Consider the following 26,137-nt stretch of genomic DNA (forward strand, 5'->3'; position numbering starts at 1 on the left):
GCGAGTGAGTCCGTTTCGACATCAATTTCTAACTCAGCTTCAACGGCTTCGATGAGTACTTCAATTTCGAACAGCTCATCCAAGTCAACTTCGATTTCAGACTCTGCTAGTGAATCAGCTTCAACGAGTGTTTCGGTTTCTGATTCAACTTCTGGCTCAAAGTCAGCGTCCAAGTCGGCAAGTACGTCAATTTCTGATTCGAACTCTGACTCAACCGCCAAGAGTGAATCAGTTTCAAACTCAACATCAGTTTCAGATGCTGATTCAAAGGCAGCGAGTGAGTCCGTTTCGACATCAATTTCTAACTCAGCTTCAACGGCTTCGATGAGTACTTCAATTTCGAACAGCTCATCCAAGTCAACTTCGATTTCAGACTCTGCTAGTCAATCAGCTTCAACGAGTGTATCGGTTTCTGATTCAACTTCTGGTTCAACATCAGCTTCCAAGTCGGCAAGTACATCGACTTCTGATTCAAACTCTGACTCAAAGTCAACGAGTGAATCAACATCGACCTCAAGTTCAGTATCAACATCGATTTCAAAGTCGACTTCTGACAGTATTTCAAAGTCCGCTTCGACATCTGCTTCGGCAGCATCGGTAAGCACCTCGACATCGATGAGTGACTCAAGTTCTGATTTAAAGGTAGCGAGTGAATCAGTTTCGACTTCGATTTCTAACTCGGCTTCAACGGCTTCGATGAGTACTTCGATTTCGAACAGTTCTTCGAAGTCAACGTCAGCCTCTGATTCAGCGAGCCAATCAGCTTCAACGAGTGCCTCGATTTCTGATTCAGTGTCTGGCTCAAAGTCAGCGTCCAAGTCGGCAAGTACTTCGACTTCTGATTCAAATTCTGACTCAAAGTCAACGAGTGAATCAACATCGACCTCAAGTTCAGTATCAACATCGATTTCAAACTCGAATTCGGACAGTACTTCAAAGTCCACTTCGACATCTGCTTCGGCAGCATCGGTAAGCACCTCAACTTCGATGAGTGATTCAAGTTCTGATTCAAAGGCAGCGAGTGAATCAGTTTCGACTTCGATTTCTAACTCGGCTTCAACGGCTTCGATGAGTACTTCGATTTCGAACAGTTCTTCGAAGTCAACGTCAGCCTCTGATTCAGCGAGTCAGTCAGCTTCAACGAGTGCCTCGATCGCTGATTCAGTATCTGGATCAAAGTCAGCTTCGAAGTCGGCAAGTACATCGACGTCTGATTCAAACTCTGACTCAAAGTCAACGAGTGAATCAACATCAACATCAAGTTCAGTATCAACATCGATTTCAAACTCAACGTCGGATAGTATTTCAAAGTCTGCTTCGACGTCTGCGTCCGCAGCATCGGTAAGCGAATCGACCTCGATGAGTACTTCAAGTTCCGATTCTAATTCAACCTCCAAGTCAACTTCGAAGTCGGGCAGTACTTCAACATCTGATTCGACTTCAGATTCAACATCTATTAGTGGTTCGATCTCAACATCAATTTCTAACTCGGCTTCAACGGCTTCGATGAGTGCTTCAATTTCAAATAGATCATCCAAGTCAACATCAGCCTCTGAATCAGCGAGTCAGTCAGCTTCAACGAGCGCATCTATTTTTGATTCAACTTCTGGCTCAAAGTCAGCTTCGAAGTCGGCAAGTACATCGACGTCTGATTCAAACTCTGACTCAAAGTCAACGAGCGAATCAACATCGACATCAAGTTCAGTATCAACATCGATTTCAAACTCAACGTCGGATAGTATTTCAAAGTCTGCTTCGACGTCTGCGTCCGCAGCATCGGTAAGCGAATCGACCTCGATGAGTACTTCAAGTTCCGATTCTAATTCAACCTCCAAGTCAACTTCGAAGTCGGGCAGTACTTCAACATCTGATTCGACTTCAGATTCAACATCTATTAGTGGTTCGATCTCAACATCAATTTCTAACTCGGCTTCAACGGCTTCGATGAGTGCTTCAATTTCAAATAGATCATCCAAGTCAACATCAGCCTCTGAATCAGCGAGTCAGTCAGCTTCAACGAGCGCATCTATTTTTGATTCAACTTCTGGCTCAAAGTCAGCTTCGAAGTCGGCAAGTACATCGACGTCTGATTCAAACTCTGACTCAAAGTCAACGAGCGAATCAACATCGACATCAGGTTCAGTATCAACATCGATTTCAAACTCAACTTCTGACAGTATTTCAAAGTCTGCTTCGACCTCTGCTTCGGTAGCTTCAATAAGTACTTCGACTTCAATCAGTGCATCCGCTTCTGATTCTAGTTCGACCTCCAAGTCAACTTCAAAGTCGGGAAGCACGTCAACATCTGACTCAAGCTCTGAATCGAAGTCAAACAGTGAATCGACTTCAACTTCGATTTCGATGAGCACTTCAATTTCAAACAGCTCATCCAAGTCAACATCAGTCTCTGATTCAGCGAGCCAGTCAGCTTCAACTAGTGCATCTATTTTTGATTCAACTTCTGGCTCAAAGTCAGCATCCAAGTCGGCAAGTACTTCGACTTCTGATTCAAAGTCAATTAGCGATTCAACTTCAGCATCAATTAGTGAGTCGGCATCAGTAGAGTCGATGAGTACGTCAACTTCAACCAGTTCTTCGATTTCTGATTCAATTTCTGGTTCAAAGTCGGCTTCAAGGTCAGCAAGTACTTCGACTTCTGAATCTGGTTCTGACTCTAAGTCGGTGAGTGATTCTGCATCAATCAGTACTTCCATTGCAAATAGCTCATCAAAGTTGACTTCAGAATCGACTTCATCACATCAGTCGACTTCAACCAGGAACTCAATCTCTGATTCAGCCTCTGGCTCAAAGTCAACTTCAAAGTCGGCAAGTATTTCAACTTCTGAATCTAAGTCAGATTCACAGTCAACCAGCGATTCAAGTTCGATTTCAGCTTCGATTTCGACATCGGCTTTTGATTCAAAGTCAAGTTCTCTAAGTGCTTCTGTTTCCGGATCGAATTCGGCTGCTTCAGCGAGCGCTTCGACTTCAACTAGTGTTTCAAATTCTGATTCAAAGTCAGCCAGTGATTCAACTTCAGTGAGTCAATCGATTTCGAGTTCTATTTCAACTTCTGATTCGAACTCTGGTTCAAAGTCGACTTCAAAGTCGGTAAGTACCTCGACTTCAGAATCTGAATCTGACTCAAAGTCAAATAGTGATTCATCTTCTCAGTCAGGATCAACTTCAAGTTCAGCTTCTGGTTCAAAATCAACTTCGATTTCTGATAGTAGTTCAGTTTCTACTAGCAACTCAGAATCTGTTTCTCAGTCTGTTAGTGATTCAATTGCAGACAGTCAGTCGATTTCAACTTCAATGTCGATTTCAAACTCTGATTCCAAGTCTAATTCAGCCTCCAAGTCGACTAGCAGCTCAACTTCTGACTCGAATTCTGATTCAAAGTCAAGCAGTGATTCACGTTCGGCTAGTCAATCTGAATCTGAATCAACTTCAACTGCTGATTCAACTTCAGATTCAAAGTCAGCATCAAAGGCCGCAAGTACGTCGACTTCAAACTCAGATTCTGACTCAAAGTCAACTAGCGATTCAACTTCAGCATCAATTCATGAATCGGTATCAGCAGCTTCGATGAGTACGTCAACTTCAACCAGTACTTCGGTTTCTGATTCTGTATCTGGTTCGAAGTCCGCTTCAAAGTCGGCAAGCACCTCAACGTCAATGTCAAATTCTGATTCTAAATCAACTAGTGATTCGGCTAGTGAGTCAGCATCGGCTACTTCAATGAGTGCTTCGACCTCAACTAGTACTTCGATTTCTGATTCAGTTTCAGGTTCAAAGTCTGCGTCAAAGTCAGCAAGCACCTCAACGTCGATGTCGAACTCTGATTCTAAATCAACCAGCGATTCGGCTAGTGAGTCAGCATCGGCTACTTCAATGAGTGCTTCGACTTCAACTAGTACTTCGATTTCTGATTCAGTTTCAGGTTCAAAGTCTGCTTCAAAGGCAACCAGTACTTCGATTTCGATTTCAAATTCAGACTCCAATTCAATGAGCGATTCAGCATCACAGTCGGCAAGCACGTCAACTTCTCAATCGAATGCTGATTCAACGTCAAGTAGTGATTCGACTTCAATTAGTCAATCAATCTCTAGCTCGACTTCAGTTTCTGATTCGAAGTCCGCTTCAAAGTCGAGTTCAAAGTCAGTAAGTACGTCAATTTCAGATTCTGAATCTGACTCAAAGTCAATTAGCACTTCTACGTCAACATTAGTAAGCGCTTCAACTTCGACTTCGATTTCTGATTCGACTTCTGGTTCAAAGTCAGCTAGTGCTTCGACATCAGTCTCTAACTCAGATTCGAAGTCAATTAGTAATTCTGCAAGCGAATCAGTATCGGCTGCTTCAGTGAGTGCATCAACTTCAACCAGTACCTCACTGTCTGACTCGATTTCTGGTTCAAAGTCTGCCTCAATATCGGCCAGTGCTTCAACATCGACTTCAATCTCAGATTCAAAGTCCGAATCAAAGTCGGCTTCGATGTCAGCAAGTACGTCAACTTCTGAATCTAATTCAAATTCAAAGTCTGACAGTACTTCAGTTTCAACTAGTCAATCAGCTTCGATCTCGACTTCTAAGAGTGGCGATAATCCAGATTCAAACTCAGCCTCAACGAGTGCGAGCCAGTCGATTTCGACTTCAAAATCAAAGGCCGCTCATGACCCAGCGTCAATGCCTGATTCTGAATCAACGAGTCAGTCAGCTTCAGTTGCTGGTTCAACTTCGACATCAACGAGTGTGAGTCAATCGGCTTCAGCCTCAAGTTCAAAGGCCGCTCATGATCCAGCCTCAATGTCTGATTCTGAATCAATCAGTCAGTCAGCTTCAGTTGCTGGTTCAATGTCAACGAGTTCAGCCCACGGTAAGGTAGTACCAAACTCAACTTCAACAAGCTTGAGCCCTGCTCTTTCAACATCGGTTTCGAATGCGAAGGCGCAAGGACACAGTGCTTTGCCAAATACTGGTAAAGATAGTGATAATCAATCAGCCGCTGGTCTAATCGGCTTAGCAGCTGCAACCTTGTCACTAGGTGTACTTGGTTCAAAGCGTAAGAAAGAGGAAGAAAAGTAAAGCAATAACCATTACTTTCTAACCCTAAGTACGGCAAAAGCCCCTGGATTTTAAATCCAGGGGCTTTTTGTTGTGGAAATATATATAAATAAATGATAATTAATTTATTGCTTACCGTTTAGATTTTCTAAATCCGGCATTTAAGGCATCTTGTTCACTATTGAAATAAACAGTGTTACTCGGTTTGATATTGTAATGCTGTTGATTGGGCATATGATAAATTCTACTTTTAGCATCGCCGATAATTGTACCAGTTCCTTGTGAAGCCGGTTGCGCTACCTCTATTTCCGGTTGAGGTTGCGGACTGGCTGGAGATGTCGGTTGGTTGGGTTGACTCGACTCTGGCTCTACAGCTGGTTGTGTAGTAGAGCTGATTGATGAAGAACTACTAATAGTACTTGTACTGGCAGACTGACTAATGGTACTGCTATTGTGATTGGTTGTTGCAGAGGAGGATTCTTTTTTGATGGGACAAGAATAATTTTCTTGCTTGTGTGATGAGCTGCTAGTACTGGCTTTCTTACTGGATGAACTATTCTGGTGGACTTGTTGGGGTGTCGATTTGCTTTTAGAGCTATTGAAGCCAACGCCGACAAATGATATCAGCAATACAGCTAATGATACCAGTGCTATTTGCTTATTTTTGGCATAATCAATTTTATAAATGAATTTATTAATTAAAATTTTGATACTAAAAATTAAGCTAGTAAAAAAACTAATTAAAAGTAATAGTGCAAAAAATGTAAGCATACTTTTCTCCCGAAATCTATTTATCTGGAGGTAAATAACCACAATGTGGCATATTTAACATTCCAGTTGATTAATATTTTATCAATTTAGGTATAAAAAAAGAAAGCACACAATTATTTTGCATACTTTCGGAACATAAAATTTCAAAGTAGGGTCTTTAATTAATAAAAGTTGTATTACGAACCTTCCCATCTTCGAGTTTTATTCCAGCCATAAAGCATGACTAGCGTCTAGGGGGGACAGGATGCTGAATGAAAAGGCCGTAATGATAGAATTCTAAATAGACAAGCCAATTAAAGAAACTAAATCACCATCAAAGAATAAGGTACAACCGTTTCGAATTTCGTTTGTTGTAGCATTGAAATATTTCTCTTTATTTTTACAAAGCAACAATTTTAGTTTAACACGGTTGGTATTAGACCATTTTGAAAGCTACGGATTAAAAAATTCTCAACTATGAGAAGGCCAAACAATATGTACGCCTGAGATGTTTACATCTTAGACATCACTAATAATATTAACCCGAATACATAACAAGTTATGTATAGGACTTACATCACCATCAGCCAAAATCGATGGCGAACGCCTAGGGTAGACGTAAAAACGCCTGGGACTTATATCATCAGTGTGTAATGTGTGTAATCGTTTCAAACGAGGAGAAATCATCACTGATGAATGCCCGAAATCTGCTGGTTAAAGTTAAATTTTTAATTGGAGATTCACTTACTACACGCTCAGTATAAAACAATTATAAATAAAATCAAATAAAAAAGACCATATGCATACTAACAAATGCTTAAATCTAACAAACTGTAAGGTTCAAAAGATAATGGAAGATTTAATATGAATGTATTGAATATACAAGTTTAAAAGTGGAAAGGATGAGTAATTATGTCAATTGTTAAAAGGGGTTTGAATACCTTTGATATTAAAGTTATTGGGGTTATTTTGATGGTCATTGACCACATGCATGAAATGTTTTTCTATGCGTTACCAGACTGGCTTTCTGCTTTTGGAAGGCCGGTAGGGACTATGTTTTTCTTTGTCAGCGTAGTTGGATTTTCACATACACGTAGCAAAAGAAAATATTTATCTCGTCTTTACGTAGGGGCCGTGATTATGGCAATTGGTAGTTTAATTATTACAAACATTGTGCCAAGTTATGGACCAATGAACAATTTGGGACTAATAAATAATATCTTTCGAGATTTATTTTTAGGTGTAGTTTTGATGTATGGGGTAGATTTTATTGACCGTTTTATGAAAACAAAACGTTTTTCTGATATTTTGGCTGGTATCGGTTTAATACTGTTGCCCATTCTATTAGCTATTCCAATGCTTTTTATGGCACAATTGCCAACTAACGTCCTGATGGCCTATAGTTCTTTGGTTCCAAACATGATGACTGCCGAAAGTAATTTCATGATTTATATAATTCCGCTGCTGTATATTTTCAGAGAGAAAAGGTTGGCACAAGTTCTGATTATTGTTTTAGCATCTTTGATTTCTATTTTTGCTGGGGGAATCCAGTGGTTAATGATTTTAGCCGTTATACCAGTGTATTTTTTCAACGGGCAGAAAGGTCGAAGTATGAAGGGATTCTTTTATATTTTCTATCCGGCTCACATCTGGATTCTATATACAATTTCTTGTTTGATTAGTTAAAAAAATGATTAGTGATATTTTATAGATAATTTATTGATAGAAAAAGGCCTGATGAGTGTAACTCTGAAGGCCTTTTTTGCGCATCATTATAAATATTGTAGTAATTGCTAGTTCAGTGGAAATAAGGGAAAATTTTTGTTTCATCAGTAGTAAACAATTTAAGAAGCACTGGCATTTCCTTTTATATATTAATTGGATTTCTTTGCTGTTAATTTGCATAATCGATTTTGTTTATGATTATTATTTAGATAATCTATAATTGGATTACAAAATAAAAAAGACATTTAAATAATGTCTTTAAAGGCTGCCATTTAAAACAATAATTTATGATTATTGTTGGGCTGATTTTGATAAAGTACATAGTAAGAATAGACCGTGAAAATAATAAATACTAAGAAGCTGGCTAAATCCAATCCACTGTCGCCAGATCCACCTATTAAATTTGAATGTAGATTGAAGATATAGGAACTTGCATCAATAATGGCGTGCAGGATTATAGGAATCCATAAGTTTTGAGTTAAGTAGTATATTGCAGCAAATAGTGATCCAATGCCAATGGCTGATATGATTTGATTGGTGGTGTCCCAAAATGGTTGGTTGGCATAATTCAAGGCGTGAACCAACCCAAATAGTAAACTTGAAACACCGACACCCAGTAGTATGGGGAAGCGTTGTGTATTGTTAATGATAACCCCCATTATGCCGGCTCTAAAAACAACTTCTTCAAAAAAACCAACAATGAAGGCCGAAGTAGTTCCTAAAAGTATTAATAGTATAACATTTATCAAACTGTATTCATGTAGCAATACATGCCAAACAGCCTTATCACTGTAGATAGTACAGTTAGATAGGGCCAACAGCAAGGCTGGCCAACCATATTTCAATAAATTATTCCAGCGCTGACTTTTAAAACTAGGTTTGAGTTTAAAAGCAAAGCGAATGATTAAAATTAAGGCGATAGTACTGAGTAGTTTGAACCAGCCTATGGTAATAACACCAAATATAGATTCAGAAGTACTAAAGGGAATTTGAATTGCCGTATCATCATCGAAGGTGACAATTAATTTAAGATATATTAATAGAAAAATCACAATGGAAGTCTTTTTGATGGTTTTCATGGGCTCCTCCAGGGCCTTTTAACGTGGTTGCAGCACGTACTACGGTAATTATTAATAACTTTTTACTGGTCTGTTCTTTCAAGGCTATCTAATCTAATATCAACTACGGGGAGAGGGTATTTGACTTTTAACTTGTAAAGGACAGCTGTAATAATTGGGCGAACAATAAAAAAGAATACAGGAATAACTACTATAAATGTTTTTTCCCAATTACCTATGTATCCAGATATAAAGTGTGGATACAGTTTGTAATTTAGTTCAGTAAAAATAGCCATCATAACCGTTACGTTAAAAGTAATTACTAATAATGGTACAGTAATTTTTGGAGGCATATATTTTTGAAAATTATTAGGGAAATACTTATGTAATTGGATAGCTAACGGTAGAGTGAAGTAAGTTCTTAAGGCATATACTAGAACTACCGCGAATGGATAAATGATTAGTATTTTAAAAAAGATTTTTTCTGAAAACCCATAACGAATGATGCTATTGTAACTAACCATAATTGCTACCATTGTAGTAATCAATAGCCAAGATAGGGTGTTAGGGTGGTGGAGTATTCTCCTAAAAAATAGTGTTGATTTTTTCATTTAAAGGTCTTTTGTTCATTATTATGAGTATGTTTATATACTAGAGATGTTGAATATTTGTTAAATATCCAGAAATTTATTAACCCTATTAGGATTGATTTTATACTCGGACTGTTCACAAGTTCCCGAAAAATTAACATTTACATGGAAATGTTAATTTAAGACATATACACTTAATACTATCATAAATTTTAGGTGATCAAATACATACTTAGATGTTTTTATTTTTCTGTGGTGCTCGCCATCTATTGTTAATTAAGACTTACCCGCTTATAAACTAAAGATATAAACACTTCTTTTAATGTTAAAACTAAAGATATTGAGAGGTTAAAAATTAATACTTGAAATTGGTATATTTGTTATTTATAATTAATTATTGTTGTTGAGTGTATATAAATAAGGAGAAAAACACATGATTGAACTAACTAATGCAATGCAGGGAATTGTAAGTGGTATTATGAGCCGCAATTGGATTTCAATTGCTCAAGGTATTGTAGATTCAATTCTTGCTACAGTCCATCTATGGGGATTAGTTTAATATATTAATCAATATATTATAATTAAGGTCACTTTATTAAGTGACCTTTTTATGTTATCGATATATATCCAATGTAGTTTATATACGCTCAGGAGAGCATGTAGGTAGGCTAGTAATCCTATAAGTTTCCCTAGCACTATGTAGTAGGGTTTACATCATCAACCTTGGTAATGCTCATATAATTGTGGACACAGCATATTTAAATCACTGATGGTACAAAACCGTTGGGATCCGTGATAGCGACAAAGCAATATCCTTTAATATAATTGCTAAAATATCTATAACTTTACGTTCATCTTGTTTCACATGTTTTCTTCCAACAACTTTTAATGTTGATAAGTCAATTGGACATTAGATTATTTAGATTGAACAATCTCTTGTACAAAATACCAATAATTTGAAGGATGATTGTCTTCAATTCAAACTATACAAATGGTCCTTCACCGGAATATAATGCCTAGCTTGACCTAAAGAAATCAGGAAATAAGGCGATGCAACATGGCTGAAAACTATATTGCGATTTTAGCAGAAGGTATCGGTGGTGCTGTTATTATAAATGCTTTTCTGGATAACAATAAATTAATTTACAATTAAAAAGAGTTAATGGTTGAAGAATTAAGTAGTTGTATTTGAACTTATTCCCAATACAGCAATGAAATACTTTGTTATCTATTGTGAAAGAGTAATAGAATTTTATGGAGTATTAACACCCCCCCATGGGTAATCTGAACCGAGGAACAGGTGATTGTCCCACGAAAAAAGAATAAATTATGTTTATACATACCTTCTTTTTGTGTATACTCAAATTATCTAGTATAAGGAAGGAAACGATATGTCACTTGAAGAAAAGTTAGATGCAACTAAGGATAAGCTTGCTGGTAAGGCTAAGGAGGTCCAAGGTAAAGCTAAGGATGTAGCTGCTGATGCTAAGGATGCTGCTAAAGATGTAGCTGATAAGGCAAAAGACGCTTTTAAGTAAGTAAATTGTCATTCAAGCTTCTGTAGCTAAAATGGAATGTCTTTTAAATAACAAAAAACACCCAGACTACTAATCATAGTTTGGGTGTTTTCTTATTATCCCACCGTTTCCCCACCTTATATGGTAGAAACACTGTTATATCAATAGGTGCAATGCACTGAGGGGGAGTCGAACCCTCGACCTGCCGGGTAGAAACCGGCTGCTCTATCCAGCTGAGCTACCAGTGCAAATATCACTATCTAAGAATAGCAGAATCGAGTCCTAATTGCTAGATTGTCAGGCTGACTTTTTAAACATCTTTGTTATAATGGAAGGAACTTGAATTTTCGGTGGGAGAAGTATGCAAGCAAGTACAGAAGATGCACGCACTGTGCACTCCAAAGAAAAGTTAAAAGCAACTGCTTTTAATTTTATTAGTCGGGGACAAGATTTTTCAGTAGGTGATGTTTTAGAGACTGCTGAGCTATCGAGAGGAACTTTTTATCGGCATTATACTAATAAAAACGCACTAATTGGCGACTTAAATCAAGATCTAATTCAGGAAGTACTAGAACAAGTTGACGATCAATTTCAAGTTGCGCGGGTTATTAATATAGTTCAGCAACGGGCAGCCTTTTATCACCATAGTTTAAACTTAAATGGTAACCCCGGTTTTTACCCAGAACTTTTGCGTCAGTTACGACATGTGGCTAATCATCGCTTGGAACAGATTAACGAACCGGGGCTACATCGTGATTTACTTTATCAGGGTGAGGTGATTATGACCGGCTTTTGGGCTTGTTTGAGCCGATGGTTAACTAATAATATGGAACTTAGCCCAGATAAATTATTGCGTGAATTCACCGAAATATTTCGGATTAGCATGGGTGCTAACAGCCAAACGGCTCTGATTTGGTTTAACTTTGAGTCTTTACCTTGATTTACCAGTACTTTTTTGATAAACTGAAGAAGTTGTTAGCGTAGCTACAACCACTCAGATTAGGTTAAAGCATGCTGCGGACTAGGGCCCAGTCGCCTATAATGGTGAGTCTAAGTAAAAGGAGAATAACAGTAATGGCATACGCAATTATTGTAACAGGCGGTAAGCAATACAAGGTTACTGAAGGAGACACTATCTTCGTTGAGAAGTTGGATGCTGCTGAAGGTGAAAAGGTCGTATTTGACCAAGTTGTATTGACGGATTCAAAGATTGGTGCACCTTTTGTTGAAGGTGCTAAGGTCGAGGGAACTGTTGAAAAGCAAGGTAAGGAAAAGAAGGTTGTTACTTTCAAGTACCGTCCTAAGAAGCATTCCCACACTAAGCAGGGACACCGTCAACCATATACGCGCGTTAAGATTGATTCTATCGCGTAATCATTTTTTGTAAAGGAGAATAGACTTATGTTGATGAATCAAGATAACTTACAGATGTTTGCCCACCACAAGGGAGGCGGATCTTCAGCCAACGGTCGTGACTCAGCTGGTCGTCGTCTAGGTACTAAGGTTGCCGATGGACAAGCTTTGACTGCTGGATCAATTATTTACCGTCAACGCGGTACACACATCTATCCAGGTGTTAATGTTAAAAAGGGTGGCGATGACACACTTTTTGCTTTGACTGATGGTGTTGTTAAGTTCGAGCGTAAGGGCCGTGACAAGCGTCAAGTATCCGTTTATACACGTGAAGAATACAAGCAAATCTTGGCTAACGCCTAAACTTTTTAGAACAGCTTTGGCTGTTTTTTTGTGCCCTCATTTAACTAATTGACGAATTATAATCTGATTATCATTAAAAATGTTTGCTTTTTAGGTATAATAGTATATATAAGGAATATTAGGGGAATGGTAATGGAAAAACAACGATGGATGCGGCTCCTATTGGGAACTGCTGCCTTAGGATTTATGGGGGTTGCTTTACCAGCTAGTGCAGATCAGACAACGCCTGAAACAAACGCACAGTCAGTACAAGTGGCACAACCTCAGGTGACTACGGATAGTACTACTGGTCCGACAGTGACGGTTACTAATGGTGTTGATAAATATAGCAAGCCGATTCAAGAACCGGATTTTTGGTATATACCAGAGCAATATCAAACGGATATCCCGGTTCAATTCTTAGGAATTAACGACTTGCATGGTGGTTTGGATACCAAAGATGCAGTGACTATCGGCCAGCGGACTTACCAAAATGCTGGGACGGTAGCTCGCCTATCTTCATATTTGGATCAAGCTCAAGAGCAGTTTAAAGACACCACTGGTTCAGATAATTCGATTCGGTTGGAGGCCGGGGATGCGGTGGGGGCTTCGCCCGCTAATTCATCTTTATTAGCCCACGAATCAACCATGCATGTTTTAAAAGCGATGAATTTTGATATCGCTACTTTAGGAAATCATGAATTTGATCGTGGCTTGCCAGAGTTTAATCGAATTTTAATTGGTGGACAACCGGCTGCTAATGCCGACGAATTAGTACAAGAATATCCCCACGAAAATAGTGGATTGGATATGGTGGTTGCTAACGTGGTTCGAGCCGATAATGGTCAAATCCCATACGGCTACAAGCCTTACGAAATTCGTAATGTTAGCTTTAACGGTCGTGATGCTCGGGTTGGTTTTATTGGTCTGGAAACTTCAACCTTATCAACCTTGACCATTTACGACAACTACAAGGATTACAAGGTGCTTGACGAAGCTGAAACAATTGCCAAGTACGATAAGATTTTACGCAGTCGGGGCGTTAATGCCATTGTGGTAGTTGCACATACTGGAGTTAAGACTGACCCTAACGCAAGTACGACTGGGCCAACGGTTGATATTTTGCAAAAATTAAATGAAATCGACCCTGACAACAAGGTTGGTTTGTATGTAGCTGCGCACTCACATCAGTATGCCAATGCTAAGGTTGGTAAGACGCATGTAGTTCAGGCCGTTTATACTGGTAAGGCCTACGATGATACTTGGGCCTACGTAAACCCAGATACGGGTGAATTTGACCATATTACTAGTCATGTTTATCCAGTGCTTTCCAAGGCAGATGATCCGGCTACTAAAGATGATGCCAACGTTGCTGCCATTGTAGCTGATGCTGATCATCGGATTGCTAAGAAGGCCAACGCTGTGATTGGTTATGCTCAAGATAAACAGACAATTACTGGTCGTTTGCACAATACGGCTAGCATGGAAAACCAAGCTGGTGAGTTAGTGGCTAAGGGACAGCTTTACGAAGCAACCAAGCAAGGTTTCCATCCTGATTTTGCCATGACAAACACTGGCAGCATTCGTTCTGACCTGGAAGTTAACCCAGCCGATGGCGCCGTTACTTGGTCAGCCGCTACCGCTGTTCAGCCTTTTGGTAATATTTTGAAGGTTGTAGAAATGAAAGGGCAAGACATTCGTCAGGCGCTAAACCAACAGTACATGAACGGTCAACGCCTATCATTGCAAATTGCTGGTTTACATTATACCTACACCAAGCAAGATAATCCTGATCAGCCTTTTGTGGTGCTAGACATTACCAAAGATGATGGTACTAAGGTACAAGACGATCAGACTTATCAAGTTGTCGCTAACGAATTCTTACAAGGCGGTGGAGATTATTTCACAGCTTTTAAAAATAGTAAGGTGATTGGTTCAGCTGGTTCTGATACTGATATGTTCGTTCAATATTTGAAGGATATGTCAGCCGATGGGCACAAGATTCAAACCCCAACTTTGGATCGTAAAATCTACGTTTAAAGTATTTGAGACTAACTCCAAAGAGTTAGTCTTTTTTTGGTCTAGGTCATTTATGTTACAATAAGATTAATAGGAAATGAGGTTAGTATGGCATATTTAGAAAATCGAATTCATAAATTACAACAATTGCTGCAAAAGATGGGCTTAGATGGCTTGATTGTAACGGAAGGTTATAATCTACGTTATCTAACTGGCTTTAAGGGCGGTACTGGGGATGGTTTGCTAGTCGTTGGCTTACATGAGGCCCGTTTAATTACTGATGCCCGTTACCAAACCGAATATCAAGATCAATTACCAGAAGATGTAAGCTTGGTAATTACGCGCGAGTACTACGCTGAAGCCGTTAAAACTGTGGCTGAATTTGGTATTAAACAATTAGCCTTTGAAGCTAGTTTGTCATACGAAATTTATAACTATATTGAAGAGCTATTGCCGGCTGATATTAGTCTGGATGCCTTGCCAGGTGCTATTGAAAGTCTACGTGAAGCTAAAGATGAGCAAGAAATTACGGCCATTAAAAAAGCTACTCAAGCTTCAGTCAAAGCCTTTAATGAATTGTTGAACTTCATTAAAGTTGGTCAAACTGAACGACAAGTAGCTGACGAATTAGATCGCTTACAAAAGAAATTTGGCGGTAGCAAGCCTTCTTTTGACACAATTGTAGCTTCGGGTTATCGTTCCGCTCTACCTCACGGGGAAGCAACTGATAAGGTTATTGAAGCCGGGGACTTAGTAACGATTGATTTTGGTTACTATGTCGATGGTTATACTTCGGATGTGACGCGGACGATTGCCATGGGGCAAATTGATCCTGAACTAGAAAAGATTTACAACATTGTCAAAGAGGCTAACGCCGAAGCAATTGACGTTGTAAAGCCTGGTATCGCCACAGCTGAGGTTGACCGAGTTGCCCGTCAGTACATTGAAGAACGTGGCTATGGACAATATTACAACCATGGAACTGGACACGGGGCTGGTTTGAATATTCACGAAGGGCCAGTTTTGACGGTTAACGCTGGTGATGAAGTTTTGGCCGGTAACTTACTGACGATTGAACCGGGTATTTATTTGCCAGAACGTGGTGGTGTTCGAATTGAAGATGATATTTTGGTAACACCTCAAGGGCATGAAAACCTAACTGAGGGTATTAGCAAGGAATTAATTATTATTGACCGTTAAATTTAAGCTTAACCTCTAACTTGGTTAGAGGTTTTTTTGCGCCAATCTGCATTGTCCCTTACAATAGGAAGAAAGGGAGGTTGCCATGGAAAAAATTGAAATATTACACACCAATGATCTCCACTCACACTTTGAAAATTGGCCCCGGATTGCTCGGTATTTGGAAGCAGAGCAAGCCCAAAATCCAGCGGTTTTTACCTTTGATATTGGCGATGCCATTGATCGGTTAAATCCTTTAACCGACGCTACGATGGGGCGGGCAAATGTCGATTTAATGAATACCGTACATTATAATGCGGTCACGATTGGGAATAATGAAGGACTGGTGTTATCTCACGCCAATTTAAACCGTTTATACGACCAAGCTAATTTTGATGTTTTACTAGCAAATTTTAAAGAATTACCTGAAAATAATCAGCCGACTTGGGCGCAACCTTACCATATTTATACCAGCCCGGCTGGGACAAAGATTGCAGTTATTGGTTTAACCGCTCCCTATGAATTGACCTATCGCTCCTTGAATTGGCAACCCTTGTCAGTGGATGAGACTTTGAGTTGCTATTTACCAATTTTGCACCAACAGGCAGATATTGTTGTACTTCTGTCACACTTAGGTTTACCCACTGATGAGGAATTAGCTGAAAAATTTGACCTAGACTTAATTTTGGGTGCGCATACTCATCATGTTTTACCCGAGGGGAAGTTAATCAATGGCACGATGTTAGCTGCAGCCGGTCGCTACGGTAGTCACGTTGGTCGAGTAGATCTAACTGTTAATGCTCAGCATCAAATGGTTGCTTGCCAGGCTGAGGCAATTCCCAGCTATGAATTAGCTGAAGAGGTTGATGATTTAGAGCAAGTTCGTTCATGGTTGCAAGCGGGGAGCGAGGTTTTAAAGGCTCGCCCAGTCGCTGATTTACCAGAAGGATTATCGGCTAGTCAGCAGGGAGAAGCAACAATGACAGCCCTAAAAGAAATTTTTCAAGTACCGGCGGCGATGGTTTCTACCGGAATGTTCGTTAATGATTTACTAGCAGGGCCACTGAATCAGTATGATTTATTAGAGAGCATGCCTCATTCAATCAATCCGATGCTAGTTACTTTAAACGGCCTTGAATTAAAGCAATTAATGAGCGAAATTGACCAAAAAGCGACTTATCTTTTAGATCATCCCATGAAAGGTAATGGCTTTCGTGGTAAAGTTTTTGGTAAGGTAATGCTATCTGGTATTGAATGTGACCGTACTGGACAAATACTGTATCAAGGACAACCAATTAATGATCAAGCTGATTATCAGTTAGCAACATTAGACCATTATCATTGGATTGATTTTTTTCCAGTTTTGGATGATGCCCGATTAACCATTAAGTTAGGAACCTTGTTACGAGAATTTATGGCTGATTATTATCAGCGTCGTTATGGATTTAAGCCCTAGAAGGAATAAAATATGGACCATGAAACCTTAAAAGAGCGTACGATTGCCCAACAGGCTGAGCGTCAAAAGGCCTTTGAAGTTGGTTATTTAGACGATAAAGTTACGATTGATCATTTAGATTTACAATTGGTGACGAATTTTAAATCGGCCTTTGATCCCATTAAGTTGGCAGTTCGTTACACCCCCTTATTAGCCCGTTATGATTATCTAGTGGGGGATATTTCAGCTGACCAGCTCCGCCTTAAGGGGTTTTACAAAAATAGCCGGGCAGTTCCGGGTGAAAATAAAATTTTTGCTTTAGAAGATTATCTCTATGAGTATGTAAATTTCGGTGCTCCTTATTTTGTTCTAGAAAATTTGACGCCACGCGCTCCTCGTAAAAATACTCATACTGCCTCTCGTAAACACCGTTCTCGTAACTATATTCATAGTAGCAAGACCAACTCCTAAACGAGTTGTTTTTTTATGGTTTCATTTAAGTAACCCTTTATTTTACATATGGGTAACTAAATGATAAAATAAATCCGTTCTTAATCGAAAAAATATGGGAGGAAGATATGAGTAAGAATAAATCATTATCAGCGTTAACGATTTCGGCAGCTTTTTTGGCACTTTTGATTGTAATGGGAATGATTCCGGGGATTCCACTGGGTGTGATTCCAGTACCAATTGTTGTGCAAAATTTAGGAGTCATGTTGATTACGCTCTTATTGGGAACTAAACGGGGAACCGCGGTCATGGCCGTCTTTCTAATGTTAGTTGCCCTAGGGTTGCCAATTTTATCTGGTGGTCATGGTGGTTGGGTTGTCTTTATGGGCCCCACTGCTGGCTATATTATTTCTTGGTTATTCATGCCAAGTCTTTATCATGGTATCCTCAAGGTATCACCTAATGCTAGTAGTTGGTGGGTAAAGGGAATTCTACTCTGGGTAATTAGTATTATCTGGGTTTACGGATTAGGAACTATCTGGTTAAGTATTAGTGTTCATGTACCTTTCTGGTCCGCATTAGCTGGGAATTTATTCTTTGTGATTGGTGATACAATTAAAGTAGTTCTGGCAGTTGTGATTGCCATTGCAGTTAAGCGTCTGCCTGCCATGGCAGACCAATAAGGGAGATAAATATGGTTGAAAGTACCAAAAACTTAGTTCTCGCAGAGTTTTTGCATCACCCGCATGAGTGGTTGTCGGGGGATCTTTTGGCCAATCAAATTGGTATCAGCCGTGAGTCCGTTTGGAAAGCAATCCGTTCCTTAAAAGCCAGTGGCCATCAAATTGAAAGTAAGAAAAAAAGTGGTTATTATTACCAAGGTAGTTTAAAGTTAGACCCTCAAGTTGTTGCTAGTCATCAAAATGAAAAACCTGTCGTGAAATTGCTGTGTTACGACGAAGTTGGTTCGACTCAATGGTATGCCAAGGACTATATTAGCCAACACACGATTGATACACCGGTAGCTATTACGGCCGAAGGACAACAAAGTGGTTACGGCCGACAGAAGCGTCATTTTGTTAGCCCCAGCGGACGGGGGATTTATGTCAGTTTGATTTTACCAGTGCATGACAACCAATTAATGCCAGGTTTATTGACGACTAGTGCAGCGGTTGCTGTTACTCGCGCTTTATCAGCATTTTTTCCTCAAAAGGACTTTAAGTTGAAATGGGTAAACGATTTACTCCTAAATAATCATAAAGTTGGTGGAATTATCACTGAAGCAACGATGGATTTGGAGAGCCAACACTATTCAGCTGTAATTATTGGTTTAGGGTTGAATTTATTGCCAATTGACTTTTCGTCTGAAATTAAAGCCAAAGCGGGAAGTGTGATGGATGAAAATGATCCGGCAGTTGATCGAAACGTGATTTTAGCTAAAATTTTGGATGAATTAGTATTGATGTCGACTAACTACCAAAATGGTGCTTACCTAGATGAATATCGACAAAAATTGATTCTAACGAATCAAGAAGTGACCGTGCAAGTTGGGAGTGATTTCATTAATGGACGGGTAACCGGGGTAGATAATCAAGGTTCTTTGTTGCTAATCAATGAGCAGGGGCAACCTGAAACCATTTATAGTGGTGAAGTTACCAAAATTAAATTGTTGTCCAATTTGAATCTATAAAAAATGACACTATCATCACGATAGTGTCATTTTGGTCCTTACTTAAGCGGGACATCGACCACCCAGCCTTCAGGGCCAGGTTCATCCCCATTTTGAATAGCAGTTAGGCGATCATACAGCTTTTGGGTCCAAGGACCGACTTCGGTTTCGGAGTAGAAGACATGCTTCTTACCGTTATGGGTAATGGATCCAACCGGAGAGATGACCGCTGCTGTACCCATAGCACCAGCTTCAGCGAATTGATCCAAATCATTGATTGAAATGGTCGTTTCTTCTGGTTGTAAGCCCATTTCTTCGGCCAAAGCCAAAAGCGAGTACTTAGTAACAGATGGTAGGATAGAAGGTGACTTGGGTGTTAAGAAACGGCCATCTTTGGTAATTCCAAAGAAGTTAGCTGAACCCAACTCTTCAATGTTTTCATGCAATCGTGGATCCAAGTAAACTACATCAGAATAACCGGCTTCGTGAGCTTCTTTGCCTGGTAACATAGAAGCTGCGTAGTTTCCCCCTGCCTTAGCCTGACCAGTACCACCATGGGCAGCGCGGTCATAAGAATTAGTGACATAGGCAGTTGGCGTCAAGCCCCCTTTATAATAGGCACCAACGGGTGTCGCATAAACTTCGAATACATACTCATCGGCTGGATGGACACCAACGACGGGACCATTCCCAATTTCAAAGGGACGAAGGTAAAGGGTTGCACCGGTACCATAGGGAGGTACAAAATCTTGGTTAGCCTTAACAACTTCTTTTAGTGCTTCTACAAATTGTTCCTGAGGGAATTCAGCCATAAGCAAACGATCAGCCGAGCGTTGAATACGGGCGGCATTCATGTCTGGACGAAAAAGATTAACACCGCCATCTTTACGTCGATAAGCTTTCAAACCTTCAAAAATATTTTGCCCATAATGGAGGCCGGTGGCTGCCTCATGGACAGGCAAGGTTGATGAGGTTTCCAATCCCCCAGCATTCCACTGACCGGCCTTGTAATAGGCGCGGTAACGGTAGGGTAGGTCATGATATTCAAAACCCAAATCATTCCAATCAAAGTCACTAGGCTGTGCTTTTTTCTCAGTCATCTAAATGCCTCCTGTATATATTATGAAATTTACATTAAAATTTTATAATGTAAATATAACTCTTCGCTGGTAAAAATAAAAGGTGTAATTTAAATTCTGTTAGAATAGCAATAGACCATTATTCATTCGAATGAAATATAAGGAGTCAGCATGCGTTTTATCTTAGCTTCCAATAATTCTGCAAAAACTCAAGAAATAGCGATTTTAGCGCAAGAGATGGGTCAAAAGATTATCAATTATCGTGACCTATCCAATCAGAAATTAACTTTTCCAGTGGAAAGTACCAATTCTCAGCGGCATAATGCCCTAACCAAGGCTCGGTTTATTCACCAAGCTTTTCCAGATGAATATGTTTTAGCTGATGATACCGGTTTATATTTAGACGCCTATCCGCAGCGTTTTGGTGTGGTAACCGCCCGCGAGTTTAAAGAAAAAGGAATTATTGGCACCCAGGCGGAACAAGAGTATATTTTGAGCTTGTACCAACCAAAACAGGATCGCTCGGCTTGTCTTTTAGCGGTGATGGCCCTGATTACACCGAGTGGACAGGAACTATTGGCTTGGGGCAAAGGAGGCGTGCGAATTGCTGATAATATTCGTGGTGGTCAATGGCTAGATGGCTTAGATAATATTTTAGAAGCTGAAAATGGCTTAACGCTTTCGGAAATGTCTCTGGAGGAAGTTGTGAGTTACCATGATCGTTCCCGAGCCTTTGCTACCTTGCTAAAGGCTTTTCCAAAAGGCTAAACCGTGCTAAAATAGCGGAGTTCGTTTTACGGTATTTGTTGACAGGAGAATCTAATGAGTGTTAAATTGAGTCCTTATTGGCAAGAAATAGTGGCCAATGCTAAAAATCCAGATGGGTCATCACGACCATTTTTTAGTATGGCGCCAATGGAAGCTGTAACTGATACGGTTTTTCGCCGGGTAATTGCCCAATCAGCTGGACCGGACGTTTACTATACCGAGTTTACTAATGCTAGCTCAATGGTTCATCCCAAGGCAAAATTTTCCGTACAAGGACGCTTGGCTGTAGCCCCCGGCGAACAGCAACCGATTGCGCAACTGTGGGGTTCACGTCCTGAAGAATTAGCTGGAGCAGTTAAATTATTGCCGGAAATGGGTTATCAAGCCGTTGATTTGAACATGGGTTGTCCAGATGGTACGGTGATTAAAAATAGCGCTGGTTCTGATTTAATTCGGCATCCCGACCGGGCGCTGGCCTTAATTGAAGCTGGCAAGCAGGCTGGCATACCACTCTCTGTCAAAACGCGATTGGGCTTTTACCGAGCCGAAGAGTTCCGAGAATGGTTACCAATCTTACTGCAGGCGGATATTCAAGTTCTAACGGTACATTTACGTTCCCGTAAGGAGATGTCCAAAGCACCGGCCCACTATGAATACATTGATGAAATTCTAGCCATGCGCGATGAACTAGCGCCTCAAACCCTAATTCAATTTAACGGCGATATTGCTGATTATCAGGCTGGGATGGCTTTAGTTAAGGAACATCCTGGCATTGATGGCATCATGATTGGCCGGGGTGTGTTAGAAAATCCGTACGCCTTTGAACCGGTGGTTCAAAAACATAGCTTGGCGGAATCAATTGGCTTGTTGGAATTACAATTACAACTGTTTGACGAAGTCAATACGGCCAAAATGCCCAAGCACTTTGAAGCCTTGAAACGGTACTTTAAGATTTACTTGCGGGGCTTTCCGCATGCGGCTCATCTACGTTTGCAGTTAATGGAAACGCACAGTACCGCGGAAGTGCGAGAGATTTTAATGGCTGAAAAACCACGAGTATTGGCTTTTGATCAAGGGCAAGCTTGAGTTTTATTGGTAAATAATTTAATAATTTTTTGGTTGAGGTCATACTCAAGGCGGACACTTGCGGGGGAGCGGTGTTCCTTTGAGTGGCCTTTTTGTTTGAAATGAAAGTGAGAAATGATGTTATTAATGAATTTAATAATCGTTTTATTAGCCAGTCTATTTTTTAGTTACCTAGCTAATTGCATCAAGTTACCTCTAGTGGTGGGACAATTAGTCGCAGGAATTGTCATTGGGCCAGCCCTTTTAAATTGGGTTAAGCCTAGCACAGTCTTGGAATTTTTGGCAGAAATTGGCTTGATAGCTTTAATGTTTTTAGCCGGTTTAGATAGTAATCTGGCCCTGTTAAAAAGATATCTTAAACCGGCGACAGTGGTCGCTTTAACTGGTGTCGTCGTCCCCTTATTTTCTTTTTTATATTTAGGCTGGCAATTTCATTATTCTGGCCAGTATACCTGGCTGTTGGCCGTATTATTTTCAGCAACCTCTGTTTCAATTACGGCCCAAGTATTGAGTCAGTATAATCGTTTGGATTCGGTTGCGGGGGTCACCATTTTAGGTGCAGCTGTGGTTGATGATCTTTTGGCTGTTTTAATGTGGGCCTTCTACGCTGCCTATTTTAAGATCAATGGGGCAAGTGGTAGTCAGCCGTTGTGGTTGCAATTAATGGTCTTACTGACTACGTTAATTTTGTTGGTGGTCTTTTTATGGCAGGTCATGCCACGGCTAATTAATTTGATTAATCAGGTTGATTTACCAGGCTTTTTTGGTGGTTTTTGTCTTTTATTTTTGCTGGGGTTGAGCTACCTAACCGAACAGGTAGGCCTTTCCAGTGCAATTACTGCCTTTTTGATTGGTTTGTTGTTGGCACAATCGTCTTTTAAAAAGAAAATTCAAAATCAAATAGTGCCCTTTGGAGAAAATTTTTTAATACCAGTTTTCTTTGTTGGGATTGGTTTAAATATTACATTCAAAGGCCAATTAAGTCAGCTTTTAGTCATTGTATTGATGACGCTGATAGCTGTTTTTTCTAAGTGGTTAGGGGCTGCTGCCGGTGCAAAAATCATGAAGATTAATCGATTAGACAGTGCCATGATCGGAACCGGCATGGTTTCTCGGGGAGAGATGGCCTTGGTAATTGCTAATTTAGCTTTGGGGAGCAATGTTTTAACAGCTAAAAGTTATGCCACTTTAAGTATTGTGATTCTCTTAACGACTATTTTCACGCCCATTGTTTTAAGATGGCAATTAGGCATAAATGGTCGGGCGAATTTTTAATGGTTTGCTATAATGTTGGTATGCAATTAACTAGTCAAAAAATCACCCAAATACTTAATCAACATCAACTTTTAAAAGATGCTCCCCAAGGAGATAATTTACTTTTTGAGTTTTTACACTATGATAGTCGGCAGGTGCGACCTGACACCTTATTTGTTGTCAAAGGGGCCTTCAAAGCTGAATATCTACAAGGAATAACTGGCGTTAGCGCTCTGGTGACAGAAAAATCTCTGGCATGGGACGGCCCCCAATGGATTGTTACTGATAGTCAAAAAGCTTTGGCGATTTTGTCAATGGCCTATTTTGACTATCCACAAAAGCAATTATGGATTGGTGCCTTTACTGGAACAAAGGGAAAGACAACTGCTGCTTATTTTGCTTACTACATGTTAAAAGCAGCTACGGGCAATAAAACTGCCTTGTTTTCCACGGTTGATCGCATTACGGGCCCAGCCAACAAAGACCGGCATAAGTCTGATTTAACGACGCCGGAATCTTATGAACTTTTTAAAGATATGCGTCGGGCCGTCGATAATGGCATGACTCATTTGGTGATGGAAGTTAGTTCTCAGGCCTTTTTACGTAATCGAGTTTATGGCTTGGATTATCAAGTTGGTGCTTTTTTGAATATTTCCCCAGATCATATCGGCCCTAATGAACATCCGACCTTCGAGGACTATCTTGCTCATAAGTTGATGCTTTTTGATCATTCTGAGCAGGTGATTGTTAATGCTGAAACCGATCACTTAGAGAAAATTATGAATCGGGCGCAAAAAAATCATGACCATATTTACACCTATGGCACTGGGGGTGAGTTCACCTATGTTTCTCATGAAAGTGCGATTCATGAGAGCCGTTTTACCGTTAATGCCTGCCCACTAACTGAGATGGAAGGGGATTACCGTCTAAATGTACCTGGTGATTTTAATGAGTCTAATGCCGTGGCTGCTTTGATCATGGTTGCTTTAGCTGGTGCTAAGCACGGCGACATGGTACAGGGTCTTGATCAGGTTGTCATCCCAGGACGGATGTTAAGTTTGCCAATTGCTGGGCACGGCGTAACCTTTGTGGATTATGCTCACAATTATGCCTCCATGTCAGCTTTACTTAGTTTTGCCCAGGATCAGTATCCTGACGGCAAGGTGATTGTCGTAGTTGGTTCACCTGGGAATAAAGGGGTATCCAGGCGAGCTGATTTTGGAAAAATAATTTCTAAGTTAGCTGATGAAGTCTTTTTGACGGCTGATGACCCTCAGTATGAGAATCCACAAGCAATTGCTCAAGAAATTGCCCAACATATTACCAATCCAAGCGTGAAGATTCACTATCAAATGGATCGGATTAAAGCAATCCATACGGCGATTGATGGGGCTGGTCCTGAAGACATTGTTGTTGTGGCGGGTAAGGGCGAAGATCCTTACCAAAAGATTAATGGCCAAGATGTGCCTTATATTGGTGATTATGCGGTGGTAGTGGCTTATCAAAAGCAGGAAGCATTGTTAGATGACTGATTGGTACACGGATAAAAAAATTTTACTAGCTGTTTCTGGTGGTATTGCAGCCTACAAGGCAGCTGAGTTAACTCGCCTATTAATTAAGCAGGGGGCTCAAGTTCGACTGATGATGACTCAAGCAGCCCAAAATTTTATTCCAGCTAAGACTTTGGCGATTTTATCGCAAAATCCCGTGTTAACGGATGATAGCTGGCAAAGAGATGTAGCTGCTGTGGATCATGTGACTTGGGCCAATTGGGCCGATGTAGTTTTAGTGGTACCGGCGACCGCTAATATAATCGGAAAGATTGCCCAAGGTTTGGCCGATGATGTGGTATCAACAACGATTATGGCCAGTCGGGCTGATAAAATTTTGGCACCGGCCATGAATGATGGTATGTGGGCTAGCCCAGCGGTACAACGCAATGTTAGCCAATTGAAAGCCGATGGCTGGCTAATCATTAATCCAGTTACTGGTTTTTTGGCCGAAGGCTATGAAGGAACCGGTCGTTTAGCGAATTTGACTGAAATTGTGAGTCAGGTACCAATTCGGGTATTAGCTCAAGTCGATAACATTTTAAAGGATAAACAGGTGGTAATTACCGCTGGGGGTACGCAAGAGGCACTAGATCCGGTTCGTTATTTAACCAACCGTTCTTCTGGTAAGATGGGGTATGCCTTGGCTGAGGCAGCCGCTGAACGTGGTGCTCAGGTTATCTTGATTGCAACAGTTGATCGCCCAGTACCTTATGGTGTAAAACTTATTAAGGTTAATGATGCTCAATCTATGTTAGGTGCAGTAAAACAGTATTTACCAACTGCGAGTGTATTTATTGCAGCCGCTGCAGTTTCTGATTTTCGGCCAGCCCAATTGGCCGAAAATAAAATTAAGAAAACTCCTGGACAGACGAGTTGGCAGTTAGCTTTAACTTTGAATCCAGATATTTTAGCAACTGTTGGTCAAGCAAAAGGCCCAAGACAAGTTGTTGTTGGTTTTGCTGCAGAAACTCAGGATTTAGCTGACAATGCGCAAAAAAAGCTAGTTAGCAAAGGAGCCGACATGATTGTTGCTAATGATGTTAGTGAGCAAGCGGCTGGTTTTAATAGTGATAATAATGCGGTGACCCTTTTTATCAAAAATCGATTACCGCAACCAGTGGCATTAGCCAATAAGTTAGTTATTGCGCGTGAAATCATGGATCAAACAATGGCCTTGCTAGCCAGTAAGGTGCTAGAATAAAGCATTTAAGTATGGTAAAATAATGTTTCATGTAAGGTGAAC

Annotated in this window: 27 protein-coding genes, 1 tRNA gene and 1 other annotated feature; of the genes, 18 read left to right on the forward strand and 10 right to left on the reverse strand. The window is 40.2% G+C overall.

The features are described 5' to 3' along the window. From M4974_RS03235 to M4974_RS03255, 5 genes are all read right to left on the reverse strand, one after another. Positions 1–356 (reverse strand): hypothetical protein (locus M4974_RS03235; RefSeq protein WP_305883171.1); only part of this gene is annotated, 356 nt, incomplete at its 3' end. Positions 357–383: 27 nt separating this feature from the next. After that, the gene (locus M4974_RS03240; protein WP_248715747.1) at positions 384–977 is read right to left on the reverse strand and encodes a hypothetical protein; all 594 of its coding nucleotides are present in this window, start codon (positions 975–977) and stop codon (positions 384–386) included. A gap of 150 nt (positions 978–1,127) precedes the next feature. Then, positions 1,128–1,538 (reverse strand): hypothetical protein, encoded by a 411-nt coding sequence (locus M4974_RS03245; RefSeq protein ID WP_248715748.1) that lies wholly within the window; start codon positions 1,536–1,538, stop codon positions 1,128–1,130. Between the two features lie 27 nt (positions 1,539–1,565). Further along, a complete protein-coding gene (locus M4974_RS03250) occupies positions 1,566–1,976 on the reverse strand; it encodes a hypothetical protein (protein WP_248715749.1) in 411 nt (136 codons plus the stop codon). 27 nt (positions 1,977–2,003) lie between these two features. Further along, positions 2,004–2,714 (reverse strand): hypothetical protein, encoded by a 711-nt coding sequence (locus tag M4974_RS03255; protein ID WP_248715750.1) that lies wholly within the window; start codon positions 2,712–2,714, stop codon positions 2,004–2,006. On the opposite strand from M4974_RS03255, the gene M4974_RS03260 reads away from it, so the two are divergent. Next, positions 2,683–5,088 carry an LPXTG cell wall anchor domain-containing protein gene (locus M4974_RS03260; protein ID WP_248715751.1) on the forward strand — a complete coding sequence of 802 codons (2,406 nt, stop codon included), beginning with the start codon at positions 2,683–2,685 and terminating at the stop codon, positions 5,086–5,088. The two genes, M4974_RS03255 and M4974_RS03260, sit on opposite strands and share 32 nt — an antisense overlap. A gap of 111 nt (positions 5,089–5,199) precedes the next feature. Here M4974_RS03260 and M4974_RS03265 read toward each other — a convergent pair whose 3' ends face one another. Continuing rightward, complete coding sequence (locus M4974_RS03265) at positions 5,200–5,838, reverse strand: sunset domain-containing protein (RefSeq protein WP_248706294.1); 639 nt, start codon at positions 5,836–5,838, stop codon at positions 5,200–5,202. Positions 5,839–6,729: 891 nt separating this feature from the next. Between M4974_RS03265 and M4974_RS03270 the strand changes: the two genes are divergently transcribed. Next, entirely contained in the window at positions 6,730–7,503 is a 774-nt protein-coding gene (locus M4974_RS03270; RefSeq protein ID WP_248706293.1) for a TraX family protein, read from the forward strand. A 311-nt stretch (positions 7,504–7,814) separates the two neighbouring features. On the opposite strand, the gene M4974_RS03275 is transcribed toward M4974_RS03270, so the two are convergent. Together M4974_RS03275 and M4974_RS03280 are read right to left on the reverse strand one after the other, a co-directional pair. Further along, entirely contained in the window at positions 7,815–8,621 is an 807-nt protein-coding gene (locus M4974_RS03275; RefSeq protein WP_248706292.1) for a CPBP family intramembrane glutamic endopeptidase, read from the reverse strand. A gap of 62 nt (positions 8,622–8,683) precedes the next feature. Continuing rightward, a complete protein-coding gene (locus tag M4974_RS03280; RefSeq protein WP_248706291.1) occupies positions 8,684–9,211 on the reverse strand; it encodes a hypothetical protein in 528 nt (175 codons plus the stop codon). A gap of 412 nt (positions 9,212–9,623) precedes the next feature. Here M4974_RS03280 and M4974_RS07870 point away from each other — a divergent pair, with 412 nt between their 5' ends. Both M4974_RS07870 and M4974_RS03285 read left to right on the forward strand, forming a co-directional pair. Continuing rightward, a complete protein-coding gene (locus M4974_RS07870) occupies positions 9,624–9,749 on the forward strand; it encodes a hypothetical protein (RefSeq protein ID WP_256465518.1) in 126 nt (41 codons plus the stop codon). Between the two features lie 832 nt (positions 9,750–10,581). Then, positions 10,582–10,728 (forward strand): hypothetical protein, encoded by a 147-nt coding sequence (locus M4974_RS03285; RefSeq protein WP_248706290.1) that lies wholly within the window; start codon positions 10,582–10,584, stop codon positions 10,726–10,728. Positions 10,729–10,881: 153 nt separating this feature from the next. Here the strand turns inward: M4974_RS03285 and M4974_RS03290 are convergent. Then, positions 10,882–10,955: transfer RNA gene (locus M4974_RS03290), tRNA-Arg, on the reverse strand. Positions 10,956–11,068: 113 nt separating this feature from the next. On the opposite strand from M4974_RS03290, the gene M4974_RS03295 reads away from it, so the two are divergent. The 9 genes from M4974_RS03295 (at position 11,069) to M4974_RS03335 (ending at position 19,175) form a co-directional block, all read left to right on the forward strand. Then, positions 11,069–11,647 (forward strand): TetR/AcrR family transcriptional regulator, encoded by a 579-nt coding sequence (locus M4974_RS03295; RefSeq protein WP_248706289.1) that lies wholly within the window; start codon positions 11,069–11,071, stop codon positions 11,645–11,647. A gap of 38 nt (positions 11,648–11,685) precedes the next feature. After that, positions 11,686–11,769, forward strand: a sequence feature (ribosomal protein L21 leader region). A gap of 12 nt (positions 11,770–11,781) precedes the next feature. Continuing rightward, entirely contained in the window at positions 11,782–12,081 is a 300-nt protein-coding gene (rplU, locus tag M4974_RS03300) for a 50S ribosomal protein L21 (protein WP_089937210.1), read from the forward strand. A 27-nt stretch (positions 12,082–12,108) separates the two neighbouring features. Further along, positions 12,109–12,423, forward strand: a complete 315-nt coding sequence (gene rpmA / locus M4974_RS03305) for a 50S ribosomal protein L27 (RefSeq protein ID WP_305883110.1) — start codon at positions 12,109–12,111, stop codon at positions 12,421–12,423. 132 nt (positions 12,424–12,555) lie between these two features. Next, positions 12,556–14,442, forward strand: a complete 1,887-nt coding sequence (locus tag M4974_RS03310; RefSeq protein ID WP_248706288.1) for a bifunctional metallophosphatase/5'-nucleotidase — start codon at positions 12,556–12,558, stop codon at positions 14,440–14,442. Positions 14,443–14,529: 87 nt separating this feature from the next. Continuing rightward, positions 14,530–15,621 (forward strand): M24 family metallopeptidase, encoded by a 1,092-nt coding sequence (locus M4974_RS03315; protein WP_248715752.1) that lies wholly within the window; start codon positions 14,530–14,532, stop codon positions 15,619–15,621. Between the two features lie 85 nt (positions 15,622–15,706). Beyond that, positions 15,707–17,056: a bifunctional metallophosphatase/5'-nucleotidase gene (locus M4974_RS03320; protein WP_248715753.1), complete on the forward strand. Its 1,350-nt coding sequence runs from the start codon at positions 15,707–15,709 to the stop codon at positions 17,054–17,056. A 12-nt stretch (positions 17,057–17,068) separates the two neighbouring features. After that, entirely contained in the window at positions 17,069–17,506 is a 438-nt protein-coding gene (locus tag M4974_RS03325) for a YutD family protein (protein WP_248706285.1), read from the forward strand. A 107-nt stretch (positions 17,507–17,613) separates the two neighbouring features. Beyond that, on the forward strand, positions 17,614–18,168 hold the full coding sequence (locus tag M4974_RS03330) for a biotin transporter BioY (protein WP_248706284.1): 555 nt from the start codon (positions 17,614–17,616) through the stop codon (positions 18,166–18,168). A gap of 11 nt (positions 18,169–18,179) precedes the next feature. Further along, the gene (locus M4974_RS03335; RefSeq protein WP_248706283.1) at positions 18,180–19,175 is read left to right on the forward strand and encodes a biotin--[acetyl-CoA-carboxylase] ligase; all 996 of its coding nucleotides are present in this window, start codon (positions 18,180–18,182) and stop codon (positions 19,173–19,175) included. A gap of 38 nt (positions 19,176–19,213) precedes the next feature. Here the strand turns inward: M4974_RS03335 and M4974_RS03340 are convergent, their stop codons facing one another. Continuing rightward, on the reverse strand, positions 19,214–20,254 hold the full coding sequence (locus tag M4974_RS03340) for a branched-chain amino acid aminotransferase (RefSeq protein ID WP_248706282.1): 1,041 nt from the start codon (positions 20,252–20,254) through the stop codon (positions 19,214–19,216). Positions 20,255–20,404: 150 nt separating this feature from the next. Between M4974_RS03340 and M4974_RS03345 the strand changes: the two genes are divergently transcribed. The 5 genes from M4974_RS03345 to coaBC all read left to right on the forward strand — a co-directional run bounded on the left by M4974_RS03345 (position 20,405) and on the right by coaBC (position 26,095). Then, positions 20,405–21,001 carry a non-canonical purine NTP pyrophosphatase gene (locus M4974_RS03345; protein WP_248706281.1) on the forward strand — a complete coding sequence of 199 codons (597 nt, stop codon included), beginning with the start codon at positions 20,405–20,407 and terminating at the stop codon, positions 20,999–21,001. Between the two features lie 54 nt (positions 21,002–21,055). After that, a complete protein-coding gene (locus M4974_RS03350; RefSeq protein WP_248706280.1) occupies positions 21,056–22,087 on the forward strand; it encodes a tRNA dihydrouridine synthase in 1,032 nt (343 codons plus the stop codon). 126 nt (positions 22,088–22,213) lie between these two features. Continuing rightward, complete coding sequence (locus M4974_RS03355; protein ID WP_248706279.1) at positions 22,214–23,362, forward strand: cation:proton antiporter; 1,149 nt, start codon at positions 22,214–22,216, stop codon at positions 23,360–23,362. Between the two features lie 20 nt (positions 23,363–23,382). Continuing rightward, positions 23,383–24,873 (forward strand): UDP-N-acetylmuramyl-tripeptide synthetase, encoded by a 1,491-nt coding sequence (gene murE, locus M4974_RS03360; RefSeq protein WP_248706298.1) that lies wholly within the window; start codon positions 23,383–23,385, stop codon positions 24,871–24,873. After that, positions 24,866–26,095: a bifunctional phosphopantothenoylcysteine decarboxylase/phosphopantothenate--cysteine ligase CoaBC gene (gene coaBC, locus M4974_RS03365; RefSeq protein WP_248706278.1), complete on the forward strand. Its 1,230-nt coding sequence runs from the start codon at positions 24,866–24,868 to the stop codon at positions 26,093–26,095. The genes murE and coaBC overlap by 8 nt, the downstream gene beginning before the upstream one ends. The last annotated feature ends 42 nt before the right edge of the window (positions 26,096–26,137 follow it).

The sequence above is a fragment of the Convivina praedatoris genome (assembly GCF_933208495.1).
GTDB classification, from domain to species: domain Bacteria; phylum Bacillota; class Bacilli; order Lactobacillales; family Lactobacillaceae; genus Convivina; species Convivina praedatoris.

Coding starts and splice junctions, on each gene's coding strand:
- M4974_RS03255 (WP_248715750.1), bottom strand. CDS start 2,714: ATGGAAGTACTGATTGATGCAGAATCACTCACCGACTTAGAGTCAGAA.
- M4974_RS03265 (WP_248706294.1), bottom strand. CDS start 5,838: ATGCTTACATTTTTTGCACTATTACTTTTAATTAGTTTTTTTACTAGC.
- M4974_RS03270 (WP_248706293.1), top strand. CDS start 6,730: ATGTCAATTGTTAAAAGGGGTTTGAATACCTTTGATATTAAAGTTATT.
- M4974_RS03275 (WP_248706292.1), bottom strand. CDS start 8,621: ATGAAAACCATCAAAAAGACTTCCATTGTGATTTTTCTATTAATATAT.
- M4974_RS03280 (WP_248706291.1), bottom strand. CDS start 9,211: ATGAAAAAATCAACACTATTTTTTAGGAGAATACTCCACCACCCTAAC.
- M4974_RS07870 (WP_256465518.1), top strand. CDS start 9,624: ATGATTGAACTAACTAATGCAATGCAGGGAATTGTAAGTGGTATTATG.
- M4974_RS03285 (WP_248706290.1), top strand. CDS start 10,582: ATGTCACTTGAAGAAAAGTTAGATGCAACTAAGGATAAGCTTGCTGGT.
- M4974_RS03295 (WP_248706289.1), top strand. CDS start 11,069: ATGCAAGCAAGTACAGAAGATGCACGCACTGTGCACTCCAAAGAAAAG.
- rplU (WP_089937210.1), top strand. CDS start 11,782: ATGGCATACGCAATTATTGTAACAGGCGGTAAGCAATACAAGGTTACT.
- rpmA (WP_305883110.1), top strand. CDS start 12,109: ATGTTGATGAATCAAGATAACTTACAGATGTTTGCCCACCACAAGGGA.
- M4974_RS03310 (WP_248706288.1), top strand. CDS start 12,556: ATGGAAAAACAACGATGGATGCGGCTCCTATTGGGAACTGCTGCCTTA.
- M4974_RS03315 (WP_248715752.1), top strand. CDS start 14,530: ATGGCATATTTAGAAAATCGAATTCATAAATTACAACAATTGCTGCAA.
- M4974_RS03320 (WP_248715753.1), top strand. CDS start 15,707: ATGGAAAAAATTGAAATATTACACACCAATGATCTCCACTCACACTTT.
- M4974_RS03325 (WP_248706285.1), top strand. CDS start 17,069: ATGGACCATGAAACCTTAAAAGAGCGTACGATTGCCCAACAGGCTGAG.
- M4974_RS03330 (WP_248706284.1), top strand. CDS start 17,614: ATGAGTAAGAATAAATCATTATCAGCGTTAACGATTTCGGCAGCTTTT.
- M4974_RS03335 (WP_248706283.1), top strand. CDS start 18,180: ATGGTTGAAAGTACCAAAAACTTAGTTCTCGCAGAGTTTTTGCATCAC.
- M4974_RS03340 (WP_248706282.1), bottom strand. CDS start 20,254: ATGACTGAGAAAAAAGCACAGCCTAGTGACTTTGATTGGAATGATTTG.
- M4974_RS03345 (WP_248706281.1), top strand. CDS start 20,405: ATGCGTTTTATCTTAGCTTCCAATAATTCTGCAAAAACTCAAGAAATA.
- M4974_RS03350 (WP_248706280.1), top strand. CDS start 21,056: ATGAGTGTTAAATTGAGTCCTTATTGGCAAGAAATAGTGGCCAATGCT.
- M4974_RS03355 (WP_248706279.1), top strand. CDS start 22,214: ATGAATTTAATAATCGTTTTATTAGCCAGTCTATTTTTTAGTTACCTA.
- murE (WP_248706298.1), top strand. CDS start 23,383: ATGCAATTAACTAGTCAAAAAATCACCCAAATACTTAATCAACATCAA.
- coaBC (WP_248706278.1), top strand. CDS start 24,866: ATGACTGATTGGTACACGGATAAAAAAATTTTACTAGCTGTTTCTGGT.